This window comes from Lysinibacillus sp. NPDC093712, assembly GCF_050280025.1.
GTDB lineage: Bacteria > Bacillota > Bacilli > Bacillales_A > Planococcaceae > Lysinibacillus.
This window is the reverse complement of record NZ_JBNNUU010000001.1, coordinates 449,932-472,058: the sequence shown is the minus strand read 5'-3', so window position 1 is coordinate 472,058 and position 22,127 is coordinate 449,932. Positions and strand designations below refer to the sequence as shown.

Annotated in this window: 28 protein-coding genes; 2 read left to right on the top strand and 26 right to left on the bottom strand. The window is 37.6% G+C overall.

Annotated elements, in window-relative coordinates:
* Positions 1-6: 6 nt before the first annotated feature.
* The 7 genes from ACQKNX_RS02440 to ACQKNX_RS02410 all read right to left on the bottom strand — a co-directional run bounded on the left by ACQKNX_RS02440 (position 7) and on the right by ACQKNX_RS02410 (position 5,955).
* Entirely contained in the window at positions 7-2,514 is a 2,508-nt protein-coding gene (locus ACQKNX_RS02440) for an ATP-binding protein (protein WP_427428254.1), read from the bottom strand.
* 7 nt (positions 2,515-2,521) lie between these two features.
* Positions 2,522-2,788, bottom strand: a complete 267-nt coding sequence (locus tag ACQKNX_RS02435) for a hypothetical protein (RefSeq protein WP_427427411.1) — start codon at positions 2,786-2,788, stop codon at positions 2,522-2,524.
* A gap of 13 nt (positions 2,789-2,801) precedes the next feature.
* Positions 2,802-3,182 (bottom strand): glycosyltransferase, encoded by a 381-nt coding sequence (locus ACQKNX_RS02430; protein ID WP_427427410.1) that lies wholly within the window; start codon positions 3,180-3,182, stop codon positions 2,802-2,804.
* Positions 3,183-3,274: 92 nt separating this feature from the next.
* Positions 3,275-3,565, bottom strand: a complete 291-nt coding sequence (locus tag ACQKNX_RS02425) for a hypothetical protein (protein WP_427427409.1) — start codon at positions 3,563-3,565, stop codon at positions 3,275-3,277.
* Positions 3,566-4,446: 881 nt separating this feature from the next.
* Positions 4,447-5,169 carry a hypothetical protein gene (locus ACQKNX_RS02420; protein WP_427427408.1) on the bottom strand — a complete coding sequence of 241 codons (723 nt, stop codon included), beginning with the start codon at positions 5,167-5,169 and terminating at the stop codon, positions 4,447-4,449.
* Positions 5,170-5,380: 211 nt separating this feature from the next.
* Positions 5,381-5,686, bottom strand: a complete 306-nt coding sequence (locus ACQKNX_RS02415; RefSeq protein ID WP_427427407.1) for an aconitate hydratase — start codon at positions 5,684-5,686, stop codon at positions 5,381-5,383.
* Positions 5,687-5,733: 47 nt separating this feature from the next.
* The gene (locus ACQKNX_RS02410) at positions 5,734-5,955 is read right to left on the bottom strand and encodes a transcriptional regulator (protein ID WP_427427406.1); all 222 of its coding nucleotides are present in this window, start codon (positions 5,953-5,955) and stop codon (positions 5,734-5,736) included.
* Between the two features lie 159 nt (positions 5,956-6,114).
* On the opposite strand from ACQKNX_RS02410, the gene ACQKNX_RS02405 reads away from it, so the two are divergent.
* Positions 6,115-6,252: a hypothetical protein gene (locus ACQKNX_RS02405; RefSeq protein WP_337981313.1), complete on the top strand. Its 138-nt coding sequence runs from the start codon at positions 6,115-6,117 to the stop codon at positions 6,250-6,252.
* A 149-nt stretch (positions 6,253-6,401) separates the two neighbouring features.
* Positions 6,402-6,605 carry a hypothetical protein gene (locus tag ACQKNX_RS02400; RefSeq protein WP_427427405.1) on the top strand — a complete coding sequence of 68 codons (204 nt, stop codon included), beginning with the start codon at positions 6,402-6,404 and terminating at the stop codon, positions 6,603-6,605.
* A 21-nt stretch (positions 6,606-6,626) separates the two neighbouring features.
* Here ACQKNX_RS02400 and ACQKNX_RS02395 read toward each other — a convergent pair whose 3' ends face one another.
* From ACQKNX_RS02395 to ACQKNX_RS02305, 19 genes are all read right to left on the bottom strand, one after another.
* A complete protein-coding gene (locus tag ACQKNX_RS02395; protein ID WP_427427404.1) occupies positions 6,627-7,310 on the bottom strand; it encodes a peptidoglycan recognition protein family protein in 684 nt (227 codons plus the stop codon).
* A complete protein-coding gene (locus ACQKNX_RS02390) occupies positions 7,310-7,576 on the bottom strand; it encodes a holin (RefSeq protein ID WP_427427403.1) in 267 nt (88 codons plus the stop codon). The genes ACQKNX_RS02395 and ACQKNX_RS02390 overlap by 1 nt, the downstream gene beginning before the upstream one ends.
* Complete coding sequence (locus ACQKNX_RS02385; protein ID WP_427427402.1) at positions 7,576-7,917, bottom strand: BhlA/UviB family holin-like peptide; 342 nt, start codon at positions 7,915-7,917, stop codon at positions 7,576-7,578. The genes ACQKNX_RS02390 and ACQKNX_RS02385 overlap by 1 nt, the downstream gene beginning before the upstream one ends.
* Positions 7,918-7,959: 42 nt before the next feature.
* Complete coding sequence (locus tag ACQKNX_RS02380; RefSeq protein ID WP_427427401.1) at positions 7,960-8,424, bottom strand: GNAT family N-acetyltransferase; 465 nt, start codon at positions 8,422-8,424, stop codon at positions 7,960-7,962.
* A gap of 64 nt (positions 8,425-8,488) precedes the next feature.
* The gene (locus ACQKNX_RS02375) at positions 8,489-9,655 is read right to left on the bottom strand and encodes a siphovirus ReqiPepy6 Gp37-like family protein (RefSeq protein ID WP_427427400.1); all 1,167 of its coding nucleotides are present in this window, start codon (positions 9,653-9,655) and stop codon (positions 8,489-8,491) included.
* A gap of 62 nt (positions 9,656-9,717) precedes the next feature.
* Entirely contained in the window at positions 9,718-9,882 is a 165-nt protein-coding gene (locus tag ACQKNX_RS02370) for a hypothetical protein (RefSeq protein ID WP_427427399.1), read from the bottom strand.
* Between the two features lie 21 nt (positions 9,883-9,903).
* Entirely contained in the window at positions 9,904-10,221 is a 318-nt protein-coding gene (locus ACQKNX_RS02365) for a hypothetical protein (protein ID WP_427427398.1), read from the bottom strand.
* Entirely contained in the window at positions 10,218-12,449 is a 2,232-nt protein-coding gene (locus tag ACQKNX_RS02360; RefSeq protein ID WP_427427397.1) for a hypothetical protein, read from the bottom strand. The genes ACQKNX_RS02365 and ACQKNX_RS02360 overlap by 4 nt, the downstream gene beginning before the upstream one ends.
* 12 nt (positions 12,450-12,461) lie before the next feature.
* Positions 12,462-13,322, bottom strand: coding sequence for a phage tail family protein (locus ACQKNX_RS02355; protein WP_427427396.1), 861 nt, complete (start codon positions 13,320-13,322; stop codon positions 12,462-12,464).
* Positions 13,323-13,336: 14 nt separating this feature from the next.
* Positions 13,337-17,878: a hypothetical protein gene (locus ACQKNX_RS02350; protein WP_427427395.1), complete on the bottom strand. Its 4,542-nt coding sequence runs from the start codon at positions 17,876-17,878 to the stop codon at positions 13,337-13,339.
* Between the two features lie 5 nt (positions 17,879-17,883).
* A complete protein-coding gene (locus tag ACQKNX_RS02345) occupies positions 17,884-18,342 on the bottom strand; it encodes a hypothetical protein (protein ID WP_427427394.1) in 459 nt (152 codons plus the stop codon).
* Positions 18,231-18,686, bottom strand: a complete 456-nt coding sequence (locus ACQKNX_RS02340) for a tail assembly chaperone (RefSeq protein WP_427427393.1) — start codon at positions 18,684-18,686, stop codon at positions 18,231-18,233. Before ACQKNX_RS02340 ends, ACQKNX_RS02345 begins: the two co-directional genes overlap by 112 nt.
* Positions 18,687-18,754: 68 nt before the next feature.
* On the bottom strand, positions 18,755-19,525 hold the full coding sequence (locus ACQKNX_RS02335) for a phage major tail protein, TP901-1 family (protein WP_427427392.1): 771 nt from the start codon (positions 19,523-19,525) through the stop codon (positions 18,755-18,757).
* Between the two features lie 43 nt (positions 19,526-19,568).
* Positions 19,569-20,012, bottom strand: coding sequence for a DUF3168 domain-containing protein (locus ACQKNX_RS02330; protein WP_427427391.1), 444 nt, complete (start codon positions 20,010-20,012; stop codon positions 19,569-19,571).
* Positions 20,009-20,425, bottom strand: coding sequence for an HK97-gp10 family putative phage morphogenesis protein (locus ACQKNX_RS02325; protein ID WP_427427390.1), 417 nt, complete (start codon positions 20,423-20,425; stop codon positions 20,009-20,011). The genes ACQKNX_RS02330 and ACQKNX_RS02325 overlap by 4 nt, the downstream gene beginning before the upstream one ends.
* Positions 20,425-20,748, bottom strand: a complete 324-nt coding sequence (locus ACQKNX_RS02320) for a phage head closure protein (protein ID WP_427427389.1) — start codon at positions 20,746-20,748, stop codon at positions 20,425-20,427. The genes ACQKNX_RS02325 and ACQKNX_RS02320 overlap by 1 nt, the downstream gene beginning before the upstream one ends.
* Complete coding sequence (locus ACQKNX_RS02315) at positions 20,735-21,061, bottom strand: phage head-tail connector protein (RefSeq protein ID WP_427427388.1); 327 nt, start codon at positions 21,059-21,061, stop codon at positions 20,735-20,737. Before ACQKNX_RS02315 ends, ACQKNX_RS02320 begins: the two co-directional genes overlap by 14 nt.
* A 9-nt stretch (positions 21,062-21,070) precedes the next feature.
* Positions 21,071-21,217: a DUF7302 family protein gene (locus ACQKNX_RS02310; RefSeq protein ID WP_427428253.1), complete on the bottom strand. Its 147-nt coding sequence runs from the start codon at positions 21,215-21,217 to the stop codon at positions 21,071-21,073.
* Between the two features lie 19 nt (positions 21,218-21,236).
* Positions 21,237-22,100 carry a P22 coat protein - protein 5 domain protein gene (locus ACQKNX_RS02305; RefSeq protein WP_427427387.1) on the bottom strand — a complete coding sequence of 288 codons (864 nt, stop codon included), beginning with the start codon at positions 22,098-22,100 and terminating at the stop codon, positions 21,237-21,239.
* Between the last annotated feature and the right edge of the window lie 27 nt (positions 22,101-22,127).

The following is a 22,127-nucleotide window of genomic DNA, read 5'->3' as shown; positions in this document are numbered from 1 at the left end:
CTATTTTTATAGGATTTCCTGAAGCTCGTGCCACGGTCTGCCGTACTCTTTTGTGTGCATTTTTGTTAAGTGGTCATTGTTATTTAGTTTCTTTCTTGGTGGAGCCATCTTACATATAAATGCTGGTTGAAGCTCTCCAGCTGTTCTTACACTTACAATTGCATGATGTGCAGGTAGCTTATAAGCCTCTTCAATTGGTATCGTATCTTCAAAACGATGCTTAGATATGTCGAATGTTTTGGTATAGTCGTTCATGAATAGGAATTGTTGTACTCCTCCCCCTTGTAAATTCTCTTGTAAACTAGGTGAAAGCTTATTCCAATGATGGAATGCATATAAACTGCCTAGACGCTCTTTTCTGCCTTCGGTGCCTATACGCCCCATTAGTTTACTTAATCCATCTGTTTGGTATTGCTCCGGTTCATTAAAGACCACAAAACAACCGTTTTTCTTTTCTTCTTGAGACATCAACATGCGTGTCATAAATGTTTTCAAAGTCACCCAATGCACCAGTGTTTTTGTTGCCAGCTCCCCTAAATTACGATTTGGAATACGTAAAATAATTACTTTCCCTTCTTGCATCCATTTTCCGAAATTAACGCTTTCTAATGGATCTTGTGCAAATATGTCATAAAGCACATCGTTACCAAAGAATTGATCTAATCGATTAATTATGGGATCTGCTTTACTTCCTAATTCGGCATTTGTGCCCCATGACATTAATTCTCTAGCTAGGCGTTGATTGCCTGAATCAATAAGCTGTGCAATGACATCAATTCTAAAATCTTCATCTTCAATTATTTGCTTGATTTTATACAAAGAGCCCTTGGACGCTTTAGCAGCTGCTTTTAAATATCTTTGTGACCTAGTTAGACCGTCTATTTGCATAAAATCTATCATTTCATCTGCAAAACGAGATGCACCATTGCGGCCAAGCTTTGTAATGACTTCTGTTAAATCCATTGGCACTTTGAATTCTTCGTCAGATAAATCAATATCTACAATTTTGTCAGCTGGTAATGAATCTCGCACGCTATCAGCCATCCCTCTACCATCCTCGTTGATGGCATCTGGAATGACGAAGCTAATGCCGTGCTTCATACTACTCTCTACAATCCAGTTAATAATTGCTGTATCTTTCCCAGCACCTTGACCACCGATAAAAGTGTAACCACGATAAAATTCATCAGGATTGGAAACTGGCATGAACACATCAATTTTAGAATCCTTTAATTCAGCAATACCTAAATGTATTCCATTGGAATCTTGCAGAGCTTTTGGTATCTCTACCTCAACGCGCTTTTTAGTGTTTAATGCATCAGCATATTTACGCTGTAAGTCTTTGTTCGGCATCATAAGCGCAAGTTTACTCATTTCGTCGGTGCTCACCAAATTCACGTTTGGGTCATTACGAGTAGTAAAATTTAATTGAAGCTTATTCATTTCTTCAATGATTTTTTCTTGCTTCTTTTTATTGGAGATCTTAACACCTTGTAATTCATTCGTATCAGTTAAGTCTTGCAAAGCGAGTGAGATAGATTCAGACACGCTGTCTCGTGTTAATCTATCAACAGAGTGAGAAGCAATACGGATATGCGAACTAAACACAGGTAGGTTTCCTTTTTCCCTGTTCAGTCGCGTTGTACCTATCTCATCCTCTAAACTATGCGCTTTGCTAATGACGGCTTTCTTTTCGATTCCCTTATCTGATTTAAAGAATGCATTACTTAATGCTTGAAAGATGTCCGTTAATAAATCATTAATTTCATTTACAACGGCACCCGCACCTATTTTAATTGCATTACCGATTCGTTTACCATTCAATGTTGGTCTTTGAGGTACTTTCCCTTTAGCTGCTTTCTCATACGTCCATTGAGCATTTTTCACCCATTTGTTTCGATTCTCAACTTCGTTGCAGATACTTAAACGAGCTGTATCACCTTCAAATTGCAATTCTTCAATTACATTTAACAGATTCCCAATCGGTGTTTTCGTATCATTAGCATTATGGTTCAAGCTAAATATGTCATGTTTTAAGTATCGTAGTTCCTGGACTATCGTATTTTCATTAGGTATATGTATATCTTCAATAGAAGCTTCTGTAAAAGTAACACTCATTTTATTCTCAATTTTTCTTTTTAGTTTTTGTGCTTGGTATTCACTTGTAGCTACATAAAACTCTACTGACTTGTTACCATCTCTTTGTTTGAAAAGAACATCGAACCAAAATAAATCCTTTTCACGAAATGTAAATTTGAACCCTTCTCTTTCAAGTCGTGTACCTCGTTTTTCGTACATTTCGTACATCTTATGCAACGCACGCCATAAGCGCTTATTGTTAACCGTTACATCAGCATGCGGAATAATGCGATATACAATCATATTATTCCGCACATACTTAAAATAATTCGATGACTTAAATGCATGTTTAATCTTATCAAACGAAAATACTGTTTTCGTTTTTTCTTCACGTAAGGCAGGTAAATACTCACTTACCACAGCAGGATAATACATCGTCACATTAAACACCTACCAAAATACAAATAGATGTAATGAGGGCGCAAGAATAGATACCAATCGGCTTTATCATACCTTGCCCAGCAGCAGTGCTTATAATAACTGCTGCGCCTGCAGCTAATGTAGCGTATCCAGTTAAATCAGGTAGCACACCAACAAACCAATCCCAAGATGAAGCAAAGACACCAGTGACAGTTTCAGAAACCGACTCCTTCACATGAGAAATCAGCTTACGATCCGCTTCTTCTACCCACTTATCCATAAATGACATTCATTCAACCCTTCTATATCGATTTTAAGAAATCACGAATATCAATAGCATGTCGAGCAAGGAAATAACCACAGCACACACCAATTAATAGTTCAATAGCCTTTGAACGATGTCCAAGCGTCCAAGCTGCACCAGCAAAAATTATGACTATCACAACTCCAGAATCGAAGATGTTCATTACTGCATCATACACATTTTTAAAGGTATTATCTGTCGTAGCAGCAAAAACTGATAATGGAGTAGTTAAAACCAAGCCTGGAATTGAAAGTGTAATAATTTTAGCCTTATTAAATTTTGGCTTTTTTACACTATCAAGTTCCTCCAACTTTACCTTCGTCAAATTAGGATTTTTGTAGTCTGCATTTAAAAAATCATAAGCAGGGTTTAATATCATCCAATCGCCTCCATGTATTTATTAAATATCACATGGCCAAACTAACAATAAAACATCGAGAGGAAAGTTGAAACATGACTTTTGTGATTGGATTAGGAATCGGTGCTGCCATCGGTATCGTTACGCACGTTATTGGGTCTTTTCTTTAATTGTTCTTGCATACGAGCCAGTTTTTCAGCCGCTGTTTGTTTTGTCTGATTAACTGGCTCGGTTTTTGTTTCCTCTACTTTTGATTTACTTGCTTCCTTTAGAGCAATGTCAGCAAGTATCAGTTTTTTTACATAACCTGAAAAATTTCTTCTTTTAACGTGGTCTAAAATTTTCTTGTCTGATTCGTTTTTACTGTTAAATGCTACGGGTTTTGAAAATCTGTTCTTTTCCACAAATACCACACCTCACTAACGATATGAGCGCTATTAGCGTTTTATACGTAAAAAATGTCGGATATTGAACCCGACCGAATTAGAAAGCTAATAGCGCTTGCTGCTATATAGCTTATGCACGAGTATGAGAAATGATGTCTGTCCTATAAAATCTTTTTCAAATACCGAAAAACGATTATAAGCACATAAACATAGGATCAACAGTGCATGCTGTCCATACAGAATTTTAATGCAAAAAGACTACCCCCAAAAGGAATAGTCTCAACAAAAATCTCTTTATCCTGTTACAATTCCAACTGCAAATAATTTTTGAATATCATACCTAGCTGGATGATTTTCTGGTACATCCTGGAATCCCTCTATTTCTAAAGTATATCTAATTCTGAAACCCTTATAATAAAAGCTGCTAAATGGCTTTGTGGCACTTTACCTTCCGGCTTACATTCTCTACTTGCTTATCCGTAAATAATTCTAGCTTCTAAAATTGATTGAATGTACCCAGAATTTTTATTTCTTGTAGGCACATAAAATGGACCATGAAATTCAAGGATGTTCAGGTAATGGGGTTTGCTTCATTGCGGATATTATAGTAGCTTTTAAATGAGCATTCGAACGACATTCAATATCTTTCGAGAAAAAAAAGTGGATATCCTTATAACGGATCCACTTTTTTTCTTTATGAATTTATTGCTGAAATAACCCATATAATAATGTTAGTAATAATAATTACAAGAAGTGTGTAAATTAGATACTTATCATCTTTTTTCTTCTCCGTTTTAAAGAATAAAATTTTGATGAACATAAATACAATTGCAAGACCGCCAAGTATTTTTGCAAGTATGAACGCAGACACCTTTATTTCTCACTCCCTTAATTACAGATTAAGAACATTGTGAACCTGACCAAATTGGCTTATCTAAAGTAAATCTTACTATAACTCCACACCCATTTGCACTAGCATATGTTAATATACCCGCACCTGCACCAATTAAACCACCAGCAATTGCAATAGCAATACCAACAGGGGGTAATAGAGCTGCAGTTATTGCTCCAGCAATTGTAGTAAGCCCTGCTCCCACTGTCAATAAACCTATAATTTTAGTAGTATTACAACTATCGAAGTACGTATCATAACCATACCAACGATCTTCATACTTATTCGTCCCTTCACAAGAAGCACGAGTATCCAGAGTATTTGCTAAACCATTAACCTTATCTACATCAGATTTTGTTGTATTTATGAGTTCCATTGAAACTCCATTTTTTTCTGCGGCTATATCATCAAAAAGAATTTGATCTCCTTCAAAGGTAAAGTATGGTGTAATATCCAGAGTATCTTTTATTATTTTATTATATTCTTTAATTTTTTCTTTTGCTTCATTTATTTTATCGGATGAAATGCCATTATCAATTGCTTTTTGTTGATCTAAAACAACAAAATCTCCATCCAATCCAACGGCTCCAACAAATACTTCTTCTAATTGAACAGCTTGTACCAATACACTCGAGTATTCATAATTAACTTTCACGCTTTCTGCAAAAACACTTCCAACCATACTAAATAATAATACTAATGATAAAATAGAGGTAAATAATTTTTTCATTGATATCTTCCTTCCTTTCCTTCTTTCTTTCTTTCTTTCTTTCTTTCTAGATTTCATTTAAAGAAGGCGGTGTCTTACTTAGCGGTATATTTGAGTAGAATCCAAGATGTCATTTGTGCAAAAGTAAAATATTACCTCCGCGAAACAAATATAACATATATTTACATAACTTTAAATGCGTTACGGTAAAATAATACATTTTACCCAGTACCTAAGCATTAACTTCATCATTATATAAATGTTGATTCAGCAGCTTTTCCACTTGCGTTTTCACAGCCATATTTGCATACGTCAACACGAGGTCTTCGCCTGCTGTGGCAACAATTAAATCACTAAAGTATTCATTTTTCTTTTCCCATCGCACTACTCTTATTTTATCTTTAGCCAACAGCCTCTTAGAGTTGTAACATTCTTGTGAAATGTCATCTAGAAGCTTATCGAGTATGGGTAAATATACTTTACTCATTTTAAGATTTTCAATCACCTTGTAGTCACGTTGTAATGTCTGTACTGCCATATCATAAACTACATATTTATGGAGTAATCGCCTTTGTTCAAAACTTATCATACAACTGAACGCTCCTTGTGAATGATTGGAACAACTGCCAAAACGTTATTGATAGCAAAAGTACGCTTCGCTTGTCGAGTAAAGCAGTATGCCTGGAATGAATCACCGATAACCTTAATTAGTTTTACTCGCCTTTTTGTAATTTCACCACTTCTTGACACATACATCATGTTTACTACATGATTGCGTTGCATGGCTTTTATCAGTTGTTCCTTCATTCTTCCCACTCCTCCAACGAGAACGTTTGTTTGTATTTTAGAACATTCGTTCCTTTTTGGCAATACATTTATTTTGGAATTATGGGAATTAAATGGAAAAAGGGGTTGACTTAACATACTAGTACTAGTATAATTAAAGTATAGAAAGGAGGTGAACTTTTGGAATACTTAGGAACAATAATAGCCCTAGTGTTCATCGCATTACAACTTCAATCAAAATGGCTGGACAACCAAAAAAAGAAGTTGGAAAATGAACAACTAAGGCTACAAAACAGAAGAACAAGAAGAGGGGGTTAACCCCTCCTTGTTTCCTAAAGTATACCATGAGCCCATGAAAATATTAAATATTATACTCATTGTCTCTCTTGTTGCATTGCTTGCGCTTTACGTTAAAGGTTATTTTTTAAAACGCGAGCAAAAAAGATTATTGAAGGAACGTGAAGAAAATGTCAAAAAATCCTCAAACGGAAGCAAATAAACGCTGGCAAGAAAAGAATAAGGAACGTGCAAAATATACTAGTGCCCGATCTAGGGCACGCAGCTTTATCAAAAATTCAGCTTTAGAAGAAGATTTAGATGAGTTTATGGCATTGATTTTAGAACGCAAACAAATGTTGAATGACATGAAAAAAGACCAAGATGGCATTTAGCTTTCTTGGTCTTTTTCTTTCCTATAAAGTTCGCTTTACTACTGAAATCAATAATCCTAAAGCTTCACCATCAGTCATTGAACAAACTCTTTCGCTATGATCCACTTTTAAAATTCCTTTTTGATAAGTCTCTTTTAACAAACCTTTCAAATCCTCTTTAGCTGTCGATGTTAGTGTGTTAGTCACTATTGGTTCCTCCTTTTGTTGGATAGTTGTTTTTGGTTTCATAGCCTCTTCAATTCGTTTTAAGAAGCTATTCCATCGGTTTTCATTTAAAATTCGATGCGGACAATATTTTCCGTTCCAATCTTGATGTTTTTTAACTCGCTCAATGCCCCATCCAAATTGTTTTAGTAACGAGGCTATATACTGCACTGCATTTTCCTCAGCAGCAATGTAACGAACTCCCCCACTTTTGCTGTAGCAAATTTCAACACCAATTGATTTACGATTACCGTTACCTTGACCATCCCCGCAATGCCAACCGTTACGGTTAAATAGGATTGCTTGAATAACTTCTACATCATCAACAGCGACATGATAGGATACCTGGTTGTCGTTAGTTATCATGTACTTAATCTCATTAGCTGCCGATGCATCATTGGCCGTATTATGAACCGTAATATACTGTGGTGTCATAGTGTAAGGCGATTTTATTGAATACTTACTAGATGGCAATAAGTTTTGTTTAAAAACGTAAGCCATTATTGCTCACCTTCTTTTTTAGCAGCCTTTAATAAATCAAAAGTTCCCGAAGCTGTTAGACCAGCCACAAAGCCAGCCATCAACATGACGTATGCTGGATACTCTGATACCGGCCAGCAAACTAAGCCAATAAAAATACCAATCACTACCGACGTGATTGGCATGTATTGCGTTTTAATTTTAAATGTCTTTTTTAGTACTTCCGAAACGGCTAAAACGATAGCCACCATCACCATTGCAATCATAAAAATATTTGTTAAATCCATTATTCATCATCCTTTTCATTGTTTTTATTTTTAAGTGAGTATTTTTCAATACGGTCCACACGACCTTCCAATACATTCAGCGATCGGTTCATACCTTCGAGTGCGATTGCTGTTCTTTCTTGTGATTCATTTGACCGTTCTAAGTGGTCCATTAATTTGTTTTCGCGTTCTTCTGCACGGTTCATTAAATTATCATTTTTGCTAATTAGATAGCGAAATGCTCCAAACGCTATAATTAAACAAGCTATTGCCCATACTGCTTGGCTTGTAGCAATTTCATTTACTGCAGCTACATCCATTCCATCACCAATCCTTTGCCCTAATAAAAAAAACCATCTCAAAAGAGACAGCTTTTACTTTATATTCAAAAACTAAAGATAGTTTTATAGGTATTTCATTAATATATTTTTTTCATCTATTTCAAAACCATGCTTTGTATAGTATTTAACTTGGCGGTTTCTATGTTCTATTGACTCTGAAACCATACGACCAGTTATAATTTTCATATTTTTTTGTTTCGCTATTTCAATTGCCTTCTCCATCAATAAATCTCCATACCCCTTACTCTTAGCATCATTTAATACTTTTATATCTTGAATTTGCATTGTATTATTTTTAAATATCAGATACATAAGAGCTCTATGGTATTTTTGATTTATTATGCTAGTTAAAAAAATTGTAGCGAGTTCATCATTTAAATCTTCAGGGTAACTCAACAATACAGACTCACCATACTTTGTCTCTACAATATCGTTGAAATATTTTTCTTCATGAAAACCAAATGTGTCTGCCCTATTTTTTTCTTTTACAAGCTTGCTATAATTAACTTTTTTAAGAATATTAAACATAACTATTCACCCTTTCATCTGCTATATTTCGACAAAAGGAAGGTATTTCCTGCAAAAAAGTTTGCTACTTCTTTAATTCTGGATTTATTGCCGAAATTTCTTTTTTAATTTTACTCATGAAATTAGGTCGGTCTTTATCAAACGTCAATTCAACCTTTTGCTTACCGTACTCGTAAATCTCTTTGATAGCAGTAATACGAGTATCAATCATTACGCCCCAACCTCTATCTTGTAATGTGATTGTATCCCCTAAGTCATAATCACGCTCGTACATAAGTCTTGATGATGTGAGTGCCTGCCCTTCCATAAACACTTCTTGGATGTGCTCTAATAACTTTTCATTCCCTCGTTTAGTTAAGTCTGCAACAATCTCAACAACAGGACGTGGTTGAGGTGTCTCACCTTCTGTTTCTTCAGATACATCCCTTGCATCTACAAACATTTCGAAGCGATCACGACCTTGTGAATCGCCGATTGTCACAATTCGCCTGTCTAGCCCCTCTCCTTGACCAGCAACAACAGCAAAATTCTTGTACTCTAAATCACTTTCTAGGTATGACAAGGATTCAAGTGTTTCAAATTCAGTACTAAAAATAGCAGAAGGTGTATTCTGTTGAGAGGCTGTTAAATCGCGTCCTTGACTAATCGTAAAAACAAATTGTTTAGCAGTAATGTTCAGAACGATATTCCAACCTAAGTTGTGAAGTTGTGATAATTCAGTAAGCTTTTCAGCTAAATTGTCATATCGTGATTGTTCTGAGACAGTAACACCTCTGTTTTGGTTCGAAGCCAGCACAAGGTTCGGGAATTTCCTTTTTGAATCAACTGGATTAATCATTTGCGTATTCACAAAATGCCTTATAACAGTTTCAACGTTACCTGTCACTGATTCATGAGTTTTATCCGTTGCAGGGTATATGAGCCTTTGAGTAGCAAAACTTTTAAGAGACTGTGCTTTAATGAGCCAGTTTTCTGTAGCTTTCCCATCCTCGTCTAACTCAATTTCTCGATGCCTGATAATAAAAGCTTTATGCAAATGATTACTAGGGAAAATGATATGTCCTTTTTGTAATTTGTCCGCATGTAGCAAGTACCGATTTATTTGTAATTCTAACAGCCCAATATCTGCATCTGAACGAGTCAGTTGTAAACTGCTATACTGGTCAATTTCGCATATTAGATTAAAATTGAAATCAAAAATACGTAAAGGTAAATTTTTAATGCTGTTCACCTTCTTTCATAATAAAAGCCCTCCACAGTTATCTGTGGAAGGCATAAAAAATAACGCTAAGCTTATGCTTGCGTTTGTCCTGTCGTCATCATATCCATCATTTCTGCATATTGTTCAGTTGTTATGCGATTATACGCTACATACAAATCAAGCAGTGTCATCATTTGTTGTGGATTATAATTCCCCGAACCGATTACTTTTTTTGCGTTTACATAAGTGATATTCATATTTATTTCCTCCAAGTTTTATTATTTAGGTTGTGTTGTCAATATTTCTGTTAAGAATGCTACATAGTCAACTTGCAATTGCGTGTAAGCCGATGTCAATTCAATTTGTTCTAAACGTTTTTCAATACTTGTTTCGACTGGTGGTACTGGCTCTGGCTCAGGTTCTGGATTCGGGTCCACTGGTTCCAAAACGGACTCGTAGTAAAAAGTACCATCATCACGTCTTCTTAAAATACCAACACCCTCTGGTAAAGCATCGAGGACGATAGCGCCCTCAATATCTGGTTCGTTATTAAATACTACGAAAGTGTCTCCCGAAGGATATAGCCATACTGTCATTTTATTACCTCCTCATAACCTTTTATATCTTTCATATATTCTGCTTTGAATAATCCATTAATTGCAGAACCAGTAGTACCTATGCCACTGATTGCGAACTCTGATGTCTGTATATAAACCTCTTTGGAGTCCTTGCCGTATAGCGGTACAATAAATCCCGTTGATGCGTATGGAGGGAGATAGTCAGATGTGTCGAAATATAACGGTTCCAATGGTTCAGAAGGTCGTCCGTCAAAATAAAACTTCTCTCGGGGACATCGTATGCTATTACCATATACGCCACCAGTAGTAGATTGATCCACGTATCCCTTAACAATAAATGATTCAGAATCCATTGAATGCATAGTTTTAGGATACGAACTAACGGACTCTAATCTTGTTACTCCTAATGGTGATTTTTTGTTAAGTATGAATACATACTCGTTGCTTGAGGAAATAACTTTATTTTCATCTTCATATATCACATTAGTACCTATAGCCTCAGCAAAGATAGAAGGTTCGTTTATATATGATAAAATTGTTCCACTTGAGAGATCCATTCTACATATAAATCCAACACTTGATGTGTTTAGCCCAGTTATAACTATTATATTTTTATCTGCTTCGTATGCGTCGAACACCCCATAGATGGTTTTAATAAGTGCGCTACCTCCAACATATTTGGGGGCAACGGCCAACTCCATCCCTTTAACGGGATTGGTTCCTGCATTGTGAGGTAGCTCAGCATTAATATAGTATAACATCGATGTTTTACCATGCCACAAAATGTTCTGCCTAGTCTTATATAGACCACCAGATGCTGGCACCGATGACGTTATATAACGTACCGCTGCATTACCATTAGCATTTATACCTACTATCTTGGAGGTATCGATTGTTATAATCGAAGTAGCACCACCTGATAGTGTGGCTATATACAATAAATGATTTCCGTGTTGAATAAGCATGTTTTTCGAATTTTTATATCCCGTTAATTGAGGCCCAGTCAGACTTGGATGGGAATTGTAGTATAAAGCGTCACCCATGGTTACAGTTTGTGACAATCCAGTATTTTTGTTATACAATATGTGAACCATATATCCACCAGGTGGGGTTTGATTACGCATGAAAATAAAGTCTTCAGTTATCGCACAGAGTGATTGACGACCTGTTATATTCGTAGTGGATAACTGACGCCCACCTTTTAATTCCTCACGCATTACTGGAAGATATTTATTACCCTTATTATCAATCACCTTGCCAGCAGTCTCGTCAATTACAGTTTTAACATCTTCCACCTGCGCATAATTCGGAAGATTAATCACGTCATGAGGTCCTGCCTCGGTAGCGCCATATACAAATGCTGGCGTGTCTAAAGTAGCGTTTCTTTTCAACCCGTATAGCATAGATTGAGCCAGTCCTTCATCATAGTATTTATGAGGTACTGGCGAGTCCTTATGGTCGTTGATTACGTTCATGATATTACCCGCGGCTTCTTCATCCAATACGCCTCTGATTGTAGCGAACCATTCGTCAAAGTTGGCCTTACGTCCTTGTATCCATGACTGGTATAATGCCTCTTCACCATCTCTCCATGCTACAAAATCACTTTTCTGACCTTCTTGCCACAAAGTAAACGACGCCTTTTCATCGTCCATCCATTTATTTAACTCTTCAGCAAATGAATACTTTCCGATGTTAAACCAGCTATCCCATTGCTGTTGGAACACGCTAGTTGGTACGCTTATCAGTGAATAAACAATTCCACATAAAGATTCTTGCATACGCTCATCAACTAAGAACAGAGGATTCAGTGTAGCAGTATTCTTTGTTAAGCGAATCTGTGCCAGGGAGATTTCATGAATATAATTATCCCTTTGCAATGCTGGTGCAACAGGGTTTGCTGCTGAAACACCTTCCTTTATAAACAACCTTATATATCGTGAACTATTTCGTTTATCCAATCGTAATACAATACGGTCAATGCGATCTAAATTAGGCTCTGGAAGGCTATGTGTTAGATATAAATCTTGTGTATTTTGATACTGATAACCTTGCATCAGCGCTTCTCCAGGCTCTACGTAAGTCTGCAATGTGCCTGCCTTAACCTTCACCTGCAAATTAGGACTGCCATCTTTATGAAGTAGTCCGGTACTTAATACTTTGCCAAAATAATCGGCAAAATCACTAGCGTAATGCCAACGCTCATCACCTGGTGCACTGTTAAAAAACTTAAATATCTCTGTCACGATTACCCCTCCTTATACAGCGTTGTAACGCTTATGATAACTAATATTGACGATAGCCCCTTGCACTTCATTATCAGCGGTGTAAGCTATGTCGTTTTCACCTATCTGTAAATTAAAAAATCGACTGTTTAAATCAATCCAAGTGTATACATTTCTTCTCACGCCTAAAGAATTAACAAACTCAACTGATTTAACGCCAGGCGTTGTGTCAAGAATCAGCCTTTCACCCTCAAGCAAAGTCTGTTTAATTCGAATAAACTCGCCTGTAGTGACGTTTTCGATTTTAGGATTTACCGCAGGTCCATAAAACTCTACATAAATTGGTGCCGGAGCATCACCGTCATTGTTGATAATACGTCTATCCCTTTGTTCACCCATCTGAAACGGACCTGAAAACGGAAACTGGAATAAAGGTTTGAATGCTGGTTCTTCTTCAACTTTCAAACTTCGCCAGTATGGATCAGGTGCAACAAAGTTCACAACGCCTTTTTGCATTGTTTTAGTTCGTGCGTCATCTGGATAAACAGGTACACTGTCAGCAACTACAAAGATTTCACGCACTAAATGTTCATTTTCATATCTCAATGTACCTGGTCCAAGTTTAGGATTTAATACTTTTGCGATTCGTTCCCTTCGCTCTGACACGGTGCCATAACCACCTTCATCAAAAGCATTGACGATTAAGAATTCAATATCTATCTCTCTTTCTTCGAGCAAAGCATCTATAAAAACGGAACCGTCTTGATAAGGGATTTTTTGCGTTTGTAAATTAACAGAAACGTCACCTAACCCATTAATTTTTTGTAAATAAAAAGGAGGGCCGCCAAATGAGACGACCTCTCCAAAACGATTAGTAAAAGTAATATTCTCCAAATGAGCGACCTCCTTTAATAGATTATTTGCTGTGCTACTCGTTTTAACTGTCTAGCATTCTCTGACGGGCTTAAATGTTTAGGAGAGTGTAAATTAACCTCCTGATGGACAATGTTTCCTTTAACTTCTCCACCATTCCCCTTCACTTCAACGTCAACTTTCACCTTGTGTTCAATTTCTGATTGGATAGCGTCGATTACACCACTTATATCGTTGATAATATCGCTCACATCGATTGCTGGCTTAACCCACTCTGCCACTTCAGCAGCTGCTTTAATCGCATCTTGTTTCATATCAGCAAGCCCAATGATGATTCCTTTAACAAGGTTGTGCCCTATCATTTTTTTACCCCAACGACTCGGACTGTGAATAGCTAAAGCACTTTCTATTGTGGCTTTGATGCTGTTTGCGATTCCCTGCGCTTGTGCCATAAGAGCAGGCGTCATATCAGATAATCCTTTTTGCATTCCGCGTATAACATTAGCACCAACTTGTGGCATTTTCGCTACTAACGCGTTGAACTGATTCTCTGTACCTGTACGAACTTCTTTTATTTGTTCTGCCCATTCTTTTTCGTACTTCGTGAGTTGTTCTTGTGTTTTTGTATGAAGTTCATTAATCTGCTGTTCAGTTTTAGCTTTCATACCTGTGAGCTCAGTCTCAGCTTGTGTTCTAGCTAAGCTAGATTTCTCTTTCCAAAGTGACACATACTCAGTTAATTGGCTTGTACTAAGTGAGTTTAATGCAGAGATTTCAGCAGCAGCACTTGGCCCCATTGCTTGTAACTCAGCAAGTAAACCCTCATCTATCCCTTTCGATGCTAGGCTTTGAACATTGGCAGCCCAATCTTTAAACGCTGCGTTCTGTCCTTTTAAATTATCGATAAGTTTTTGACCAGACACTTCTGCTTTTTCTTCCATCTCATCGAAAATGCCCATAAAACTATAAAGAGAACTTGATCGAGAATTTAAAGCATCCTCATATTCTTTATTGAGTTCTCGCGTACCGTCGATTAATTTCTGATTGGTTTCTTGCATTTTCCCCGTGAACTCATCATTTAAAGCCATTAGCTTTTCGTGAATAGCTTGCTTCGTTTCTGCTACTTTGTCTTCGTAGTAAATTCGCTCTTCACTGCCTGCTTTGTATTGCTTTACATATTTTTCATACGCCTCCAGTTCTTGAGTAAGAGACATTTGCCCATATTTTTTCACTCGGTCAATAAAGTACTTCTCTGTCTCAAATTTCTCTTTAGTCAGTTCAGACATCGCTTTATTGTAATTAATTTGGGCTTGAATACGTTCATCAGTACCATCTTTGAACTGTTTAGTTGCATACTGCCAATATTCGGCCTGTTGCTTTGTAGACCACTTCTCTAACCCGATTTGCTTATCTGCAAAATCTTTAAGAGCATTAAAGGTTTCTTTCTGCGTTTTAGACTTTATCTTCTCAAGTTCTTTACTCTCGGCCAATGCTAGCTTTTCACGACTAACTTTAGCGTCTTCCATAATCTTTGTGATTTGACGCTCTTGTGCTGCAGTAAGACTTTTACCTTTATCAGCGGCTTTAGCTTTAATTTCTTGGATTTTAGCATCTGTCTTTTTAGAAAGTTCAGCACGTTTAGCATCATATTCCTTTTGAATTGCTAGAGCCTCACTATTGGTTTCTTTGAGTGCATTGTTTACAATTTGTTTTGTCTGTAAGATCATCTTCTTTGTGATGGATAGTGTCTCACTAAAATCAGGAATTGTTTTTTGTGTCATTTTATTAACTGCATTTTTTACAACGTCAGTTGTACTCTCAATCCCTTTAGCTACTCCTATCGGAATCCATTTAGCAATAGCAATCATGACACGAGACGGTGAGTGAATCCCTAATTTATTCCGTAGCCATTCCGGTAATAGCTCGGCTAATTCCATAACTTTAGCTTTCACTTTACCAAACCAGTTGTTAATCCCGGTAACTAATCCAGCTACGATAAATTCACCGATTTTCACTAGGCTAATGCCTTCTAAGAATGACTTTGCAGCATTCCAACCATTTACCACAGCAGTTTTCACGTTATCCATCGCTGTTGAAACGGTTGTTTTAAATCCATTCCAAATGGTTTCAATAACTGTTTTTATACCATTTAGGATTGATGAGATTGTTGATTTAATACCATTCCAAATGCTCTTAATAATGTTTGCAATGGCGTTTAATACACTAGAAAAGAAGCTCTTGATACCATTCCAAACAGTACGGATTGTGCCCGATAAACTAGTAAAGAAATTATCTAAGAATGAAGCAATAGATTTCCAAACACTCGTGAAGATAGATTTAATGCCATTTAGCACTGTATCAAAAAATGTTTTAACACCTTTCCAGATAGTTTCAATGGTTGTCTTCATCCCATTGAAAATCGTCGTTACAGTACTTTTTATCGTGTTTAAAGTATTTGTAAAGATACCTTTAATCGTTGTCCAAACACCTTGTAAAAGCGTTTTTGCAGTTGAGCCAAATGCTTTTAATGGGCCAAGTAATTTACCAATAAAGTAAAGATTGATTACGCCCCAGACAGCTTGTAAAGCACCGCCAAGTATTTGCTTAACACCATCCCATACGCCTTGCCAGTCACCACTAAACAGAGAACTGAACGTTTTTATGATTCCTAAAATAACATTAATAGCACCTTGGATGACGTTTTTAATAGCATCCCATGTGGAGATGATTAAAGCTTTTACGACAGGCCATATAAACTGCATGATTGCTCCGATTGCAGACATCACAGATGTTACAACAGTTCCTATTACGTTCCATACAGTCGATGCAGTAGACATAATATTTGCTTGGTTTTCAGCCCAGAAGGTCGTGATTTGAGACCAGACTGACATAATCAAATCTTTAACAGCTGTTACTGCAATCGAAATTCCTGTTTTAATAGCTTCCCAAACAGTTTGAACTTGGCTACGGAACGTTTCATTTGTACGATATAACCCCACAAATACCGCGATCAAACCGGCTATAGCTGCTATAACTAGAGTAACTGGATTAGTTATAAGCCCAATTGCCGTGCCTAATTTCGGTAATACAGATGCGCTAATTCGTGCAATGGTTGCACCAAAGTTAGTAAATAAAGGTTTGATAAATTTAAATGCTTTGCCGAGCCCGCTTGTCATAGCAGTGCCCAATCCTTTAAATAAAGTTCCAAAAGCAATAATGTTCGGTACTATTGTAAGTAAAATACCACCAAACGAAATAAGACCAGCTATGATGACTCCTATAGATCGATTATTTTCCATCAAGCTATTTGCAAACTCTAAAAATTTATTAGCAATGTTAATAATAGCTGCACCAAGAGGAGCCATTCCGATACCTAAGTTCACAAGGAAAGTAATTAAGTTACCAATTAGAGTCATGACACTAGGTGCTGATTGTTGAACAAATGCTATAAACTGTTGGAAACCTTGATTTTGACTAAGGGTTGATGACCACTCTTTAAATCGAGCCATCATCGAGACTAGCCCATCCATCATTCCAGATGAAGATCCAGCAAATGCGCTAAAGAAATACACAACTCCAGCAATTGCATCTCTGAAGATAGCACGAATCTTTGGCATGTTTGTATTCACGTAGTCAATGAATGCTTGAAATTTCGCGCTACTACTTAACCCATTTGCCCACTCTGCAAAACGGGCTGTCATTTCTTCAAAGCCCTTTGCTGTACTTACACTTAACGGAGCAAAGGCTGTAAGCATAGATAGTAAGCCTTTGAATACATTTCCGAATGAGCGACCAAACGTCTCCAACATTGGAGCTCCACTAGCATTTAGATAATCTAAAAACTGCTGGATAGGTGGCGATTCGATAGCTGTATTTAGCTGAGCCATTAAATTAGCTACTGCTTGTGCACTGGTATTAAATAATGGTCTTAATTTATTTAATATAGAATCTGTTGCTTGCATTGCACTTGTAAAAGCTTGCAAGACTGGCGTTTCTGTCTCTTTCACAAGAGAACGATATGTTTTCTTTACGCTTTCAAACGAATTCCAAGCTTTCTTTTGTAGCGCTGTGAATGGTGGACCAGTTTCATTGAATAAATCTTTGATAGTTGGTATGGCTACAGCACCAAACGCAACTGCTGCTGCACCTGCTGCGACGAATGCACCAGCTAATGCAAATGTAGAACCAGCGACAGTACCAATCATTGGACCTAAATTTGCAATAGCCACCGCAACATTAGCCAATATGGGTGCTATTGCAGGAAAGACAGCCATCATTGTGCCCATTAAGGTGTGTTGCATTAACTCGCCGAAAGCTCGAATATTTGTTGCAATCCGGTTGATTTTATTCTGAAATTCTTCTATTCGAGCTTCTATCTTGATGACCACCCGTTCACGAATTAAAGATGCAATTCGTGCTCGGATTTCAGCCATTCGACGATTAAATTGACTAACATCTGCTCCAATGTCAACACGTACATCATTGGCTGTAGTGCGAATAGTGTTTTGAACTTGACGCATTCGAGCCATAAACTCTGTAATACGAGCACCTATACGTGCTGTAAAGTTACCATTCACCTTTATCACCCTCTCCTGTTATGATTCTCAGCCCATTTCTTCATGGCTTCTTGAGCTTTAGCATGACGTGTAGTATCAATCTTTTTGGATTCTTTCCACGCTTTATCCCCACTCGTAATACGATCTCGTGCAGACTTAGCATCAAATAAGTCCTTTGCAACATTAAGCTTCTTTTTATTAGCTGCGATGCGGTGAAACACAGCCATACGAGCCATGTTGTCATAGTCATCAATAACTTGTAATAAAGCGCCTTTCTTAAAAGCTTTGTACTCATTAGGCGTCCATGACATAATTAAATCCACATCATAAACACTCATGTGTTGGGCTACATCTGTTAAGACTTCAAGCCACTCTAATCCATCAACTCGATTTTCGCGTCCGATAGCATCTTGACTCCCTGAGCGTTCTCGGCTTTCTCCGCGTCTGTTTTGCCCATGTCTTTGAACATCTCTAAGTTCTTCCAAAACGTCTTCGCATCTCTTTTGAAAAAACCCGATGCATCAATTTCCTTGAATGCTTCTTTAAATAACTGATCAGATTCCCCGTCTTTGTTAATTCGCTCCTCTAAGGCTTCTTCTATTTCAGCAATAGAAGGTCGGCCTTTCGTACCTAAGTGAGCTAAACCGCAGTCCCAAAATGCTTTTAACGCATCAATATCGAATTGTAAAAGACCTGTATAGATACCATTGAACCCACCTAAATCATTTCCTTGTGCATCTTTTTGGTTGTAGTTTTTATCTGCTAAGTTTTTAAATGCAAATCCGAATTTTGCCTCTTGCTGTTCACCTTTAATTGTTAATGTAGCCATGTGTAATAGCCTCCTAAGTTTTGTTTTTTAGCATAAGAAAAAGCACTCACGAATGAGTGCTAAGTTATTTATGAAGCTGTAACAGTTACCGCCACTGTTGCTGTTTTTCCTCCACTTGCAGAAGTAACAGTAATTGTTGCTGAACCAGCAGCTACCCCTGTCACTAATCCAGCAGGTGTTACAGTTGCGATTGACTCGTCATTTGAAGTAAAAGTAACATTCTTATTTGGAGCTTCAGCGGGAAGGACAGTAACTGATAATTGACGTGTACTTCCAACTACTACTGAAGTTGATTGAGGTGTCACGGAAATACTAGAAACTGCAATGCCTTCTTCTTGTTCTCCACCAAACTCACCCGATTTCTGACCAGGAGCCTCAAATCCATATCGAGCAAATTCAATTACTTCAGATGGCAAAGGCTCAAGTTCTCCTGGTTGAGATTTACCGATTACTTGGAGCGTAGCTGAAATTTCTTGGAACCCATCGCCCGGACTTGATTTTTCTACAGATTCAACAAGTGTATATGCAAAAATAGCATCATGTTTTCCTGCTGCATTTAAAGATAAATCAACTTCCCATACCTTCAACTGTTTTTCATTTCGAATTGCATCAAGAATAGCTTTTTGTCCAGGATCCGTTTTATCCCCGTAAGCTGTAATTTCAAATGATTCACTAGATTGGCCATAGGCTAAAATACGCCCGAATTTCGTTTGTTCATCTACTAATTCATTCTCCATTGAATAAGAGTTTTCAGTAAGGTTCCCGATTAAAAACCCGTCAGCACCTAATGCGTTTGTCGCAACCTGCACTAGTAATACTGTATCTTTACCGTTTTGCATGTTTGTTTTCCCTCCTAAAATAAAAACAGCCCCATAAGGACTGTTAAATGATTTGTACTTTATATTGAATTGTTAAAATTCCATGCTTTACGCCAGGGCTATTGTCATCAAAAACGTGTGAATCACGCCTTGTGACACTTAATACATTTGCCCCTGGTATCGAGTAGTTCCGTCCCATAAGAGCTTGCTGTGAAGCTGATAGCATCTCATAAACCTTACGTTTACCACTATACTCATCGTTATCCATCCACCAAGCATGCATAGTAAAAGTTACTGTTTCGATATTGCTTGTCTTGGTGTCAAACGGACTTGAATAAGGTTCTGAAATAGTGACATAAGGATAAGGCGTGTTTTCATCTACTGCATCGTATACACCTAAATCCCATTCATCTTTTCTGGTGATGTTTGTTAGAGCTTCACAAGCTGTTAACTTCTGAAAAATGACTTTTTGTAGCTCGAAGAAAGGCAAGGCATAGTAATTACTCATAAGCCTAATCGCCTCATTTCTGTTTTAAAATACTCTTGACCAGCATCAACAGCCGGCCCCCAGAATTTTTGAGCTTTCATGCCTTCTGTTGTCACATAACGGCCAAGCTTTAGACTGTAATAAGTCCAAGGTGTTCTTCGACCATTACCGTTCTCAGCATAAATGCCTGTACCATGTTCCACATATACAGCATAATGGGCTCCTACAGTAACAACAGCGTTGTACTTCCCTAGCATTTTCATTTCGATAGAGTCTTTCAAACTTCCATCATCAACTGGTGCAAGGGCCTTTGCTTCTGATTGAATAAGCCTTGCTGTTTCATAAACTATGTCTGAAATCTTATCTAGTAATCCTTCTTCAAAACGTTGTGCTGCTCTTAATAGTTGACGACCACTGAATGTAATTTTAGCCATTACGCAGTCACCAACTTTAACGCCACACGCATAGTTTCATGTTGACCACCTTGATCTTCAGGACGTCCTGCAAAAGCATATAGTTCACCTTCATACCGCAATCGCATAGCTGATGTTAAATCAGTACGATATGGGTAATACATGTACCTATCCAAAGGATTGCTTAACTGTTGCGCATAATACTGCTCTTTGCTCGTTGGTGTATCAACAAATGCTTCTAAGGTATCAACAGGCACCCAATCCGTCTTAAAACCTCCAGCACCATCAGGAACGCGTTTCTTCTCTACTACCTCGACTGTGTGAAAATATTCATCGTAAGGCATGATATTTCACCTTCTTGTAAGGTCGTAAATACGTCCAGATAGCTTTAGGAAACTCTGTGTCATAAGAATACGAAACAGTTCCCATTACGCGCCCTTTTAATCCTGTTGTTTGCATATTGAATTGAATAGCCTTTGCAATGAACAGCCGCACACCTTGTGGCATAGTTTCAGGACACCACTTTCCATTACAGTGGTCTTTTGCTAGATCGAATAAAATAGGAGCCATTGCACGATAAAACTCGTCATGCTTGGCTCCGTTGATTCCATTGAACTGTTTCAGCTGATTGATTTCTTCTTGTGTTGGTTGCCACATATTGACCACCTACTTTTCAGTTTCTACTTCTGTCTTTTTAGAAGTGGCACGTTTAGGCTTTTCTGCTTGTGTTTCCTCAAACTCACCTGAACGTAAAAGACGGGTACCGTGTTCATCAGTGACCGCCCATGTGATACCTGTCTTTAAGTTTTTCACTAACAATTATAGCCCCTCCTTACTCTGGACGTTTAGCTGATAATACAGCTAAAGCTTCAGGACGTGTCACTTTGGCCCCATAGAGGTGGAGGCCTTTTACAGCATCAGCAAAGCGTTTCTCCATGCGGTAGCCTTCAACCTTAGCAGCTTGTTCAGCGTACGTCCATGCCATATTGTGACCAGCAATAATTTTAGAGTTTGCTACGACACCTGAACCTGTTTCAACTGACGGTGCGTTATTTGACTTCATTAGTAAGAAACCTGCAGCACGGCCAACAACACCATTAATTAAGCGTTCGTCAGCTGGTAATGCACCAGAACCTACAAAGCGATCATCTTTTAATAAAAGCCCTTCAAACCAAGGTGGCAGAACAGCAAATCGTCCTTGTGTTGGAACGTTTGATTCATCAAGTTTAGTTGAAAGGTCAACAAGGTACTCATAAGCATTGGCTTTCGTTACTTCAATCGGTGCTGCATCAGTGCCAATTGTGTTAGTTGCATGTACATAGTGAGATGCAATGAACTGATCTGCTACATTCGATAATGCATAAGCAGCTTCACGCATTGCAGCATCCATTAATTTTGGATTTTGTTGAATTTTATCTAGATCATCAATTAGGAAGTTGAAGAACTTCGATTGGTCAATCAATAGATTTCGAGTGTTATCAGACAGTTCTTCTGGATCCGTCATATCTGCATTACGAGTGTAGTCACCTACTGATACAGCACCGATACCATTGATTTTCACTGTGTCACCGTATGCCTTGATTTCACCTTCATAGTCACGATTGATTACACCAGCTTGTCCAAAAACTAAAGACTTTTGTAAGTTGTGTAATAGTCGAGCTGACCAGATTGTTGGAATAAAGTTTTTAATAGTCATATTGAAATTTCCTCCTTACCGCTAATG

Coding starts and splice junctions, on each gene's coding strand:
- ACQKNX_RS02325 (WP_427427390.1), bottom strand. CDS start 20,425: ATGGCTAAAATTACATTCAGTGGTCGTCAACTATTAAGAGCAGCACAA.
- ACQKNX_RS02420 (WP_427427408.1), bottom strand. CDS start 5,169: ATGAAAAAATTATTTACCTCTATTTTATCATTAGTATTATTATTTAGT.
- ACQKNX_RS02440 (WP_427428254.1), bottom strand. CDS start 2,514: ATGTATTATCCTGCTGTGGTAAGTGAGTATTTACCTGCCTTACGTGAA.
- ACQKNX_RS02410 (WP_427427406.1), bottom strand. CDS start 5,955: ATGAAGGAACAACTGATAAAAGCCATGCAACGCAATCATGTAGTAAAC.
- ACQKNX_RS02365 (WP_427427398.1), bottom strand. CDS start 10,221: ATGACAGTATGGCTATATCCTTCGGGAGACACTTTCGTAGTATTTAAT.
- ACQKNX_RS02435 (WP_427427411.1), bottom strand. CDS start 2,788: ATGTCATTTATGGATAAGTGGGTAGAAGAAGCGGATCGTAAGCTGATT.
- ACQKNX_RS02390 (WP_427427403.1), bottom strand. CDS start 7,576: ATGGATTTAACAAATATTTTTATGATTGCAATGGTGATGGTGGCTATC.
- ACQKNX_RS02380 (WP_427427401.1), bottom strand. CDS start 8,424: ATGTTTAATATTCTTAAAAAAGTTAATTATAGCAAGCTTGTAAAAGAA.
- ACQKNX_RS02305 (WP_427427387.1), bottom strand. CDS start 22,100: ATGACTATTAAAAACTTTATTCCAACAATCTGGTCAGCTCGACTATTA.
- ACQKNX_RS02335 (WP_427427392.1), bottom strand. CDS start 19,525: ATGCAAAACGGTAAAGATACAGTATTACTAGTGCAGGTTGCGACAAAC.
- ACQKNX_RS02320 (WP_427427389.1), bottom strand. CDS start 20,748: ATGCCTTACGATGAATATTTTCACACAGTCGAGGTAGTAGAGAAGAAA.
- ACQKNX_RS02330 (WP_427427391.1), bottom strand. CDS start 20,012: ATGAGTAATTACTATGCCTTGCCTTTCTTCGAGCTACAAAAAGTCATT.
- ACQKNX_RS02430 (WP_427427410.1), bottom strand. CDS start 3,182: ATGATATTAAACCCTGCTTATGATTTTTTAAATGCAGACTACAAAAAT.
- ACQKNX_RS02400 (WP_427427405.1), top strand. CDS start 6,402: ATGTCAAAAAATCCTCAAACGGAAGCAAATAAACGCTGGCAAGAAAAG.
- ACQKNX_RS02395 (WP_427427404.1), bottom strand. CDS start 7,310: ATGGCTTACGTTTTTAAACAAAACTTATTGCCATCTAGTAAGTATTCA.
- ACQKNX_RS02370 (WP_427427399.1), bottom strand. CDS start 9,882: ATGAATATCACTTATGTAAACGCAAAAAAAGTAATCGGTTCGGGGAAT.
- ACQKNX_RS02315 (WP_427427388.1), bottom strand. CDS start 21,061: ATGTGGCAACCAACACAAGAAGAAATCAATCAGCTGAAACAGTTCAAT.
- ACQKNX_RS02340 (WP_427427393.1), bottom strand. CDS start 18,686: ATGGCTACATTAACAATTAAAGGTGAACAGCAAGAGGCAAAATTCGGA.
- ACQKNX_RS02415 (WP_427427407.1), bottom strand. CDS start 5,686: ATGGCAGTACAGACATTACAACGTGACTACAAGGTGATTGAAAATCTT.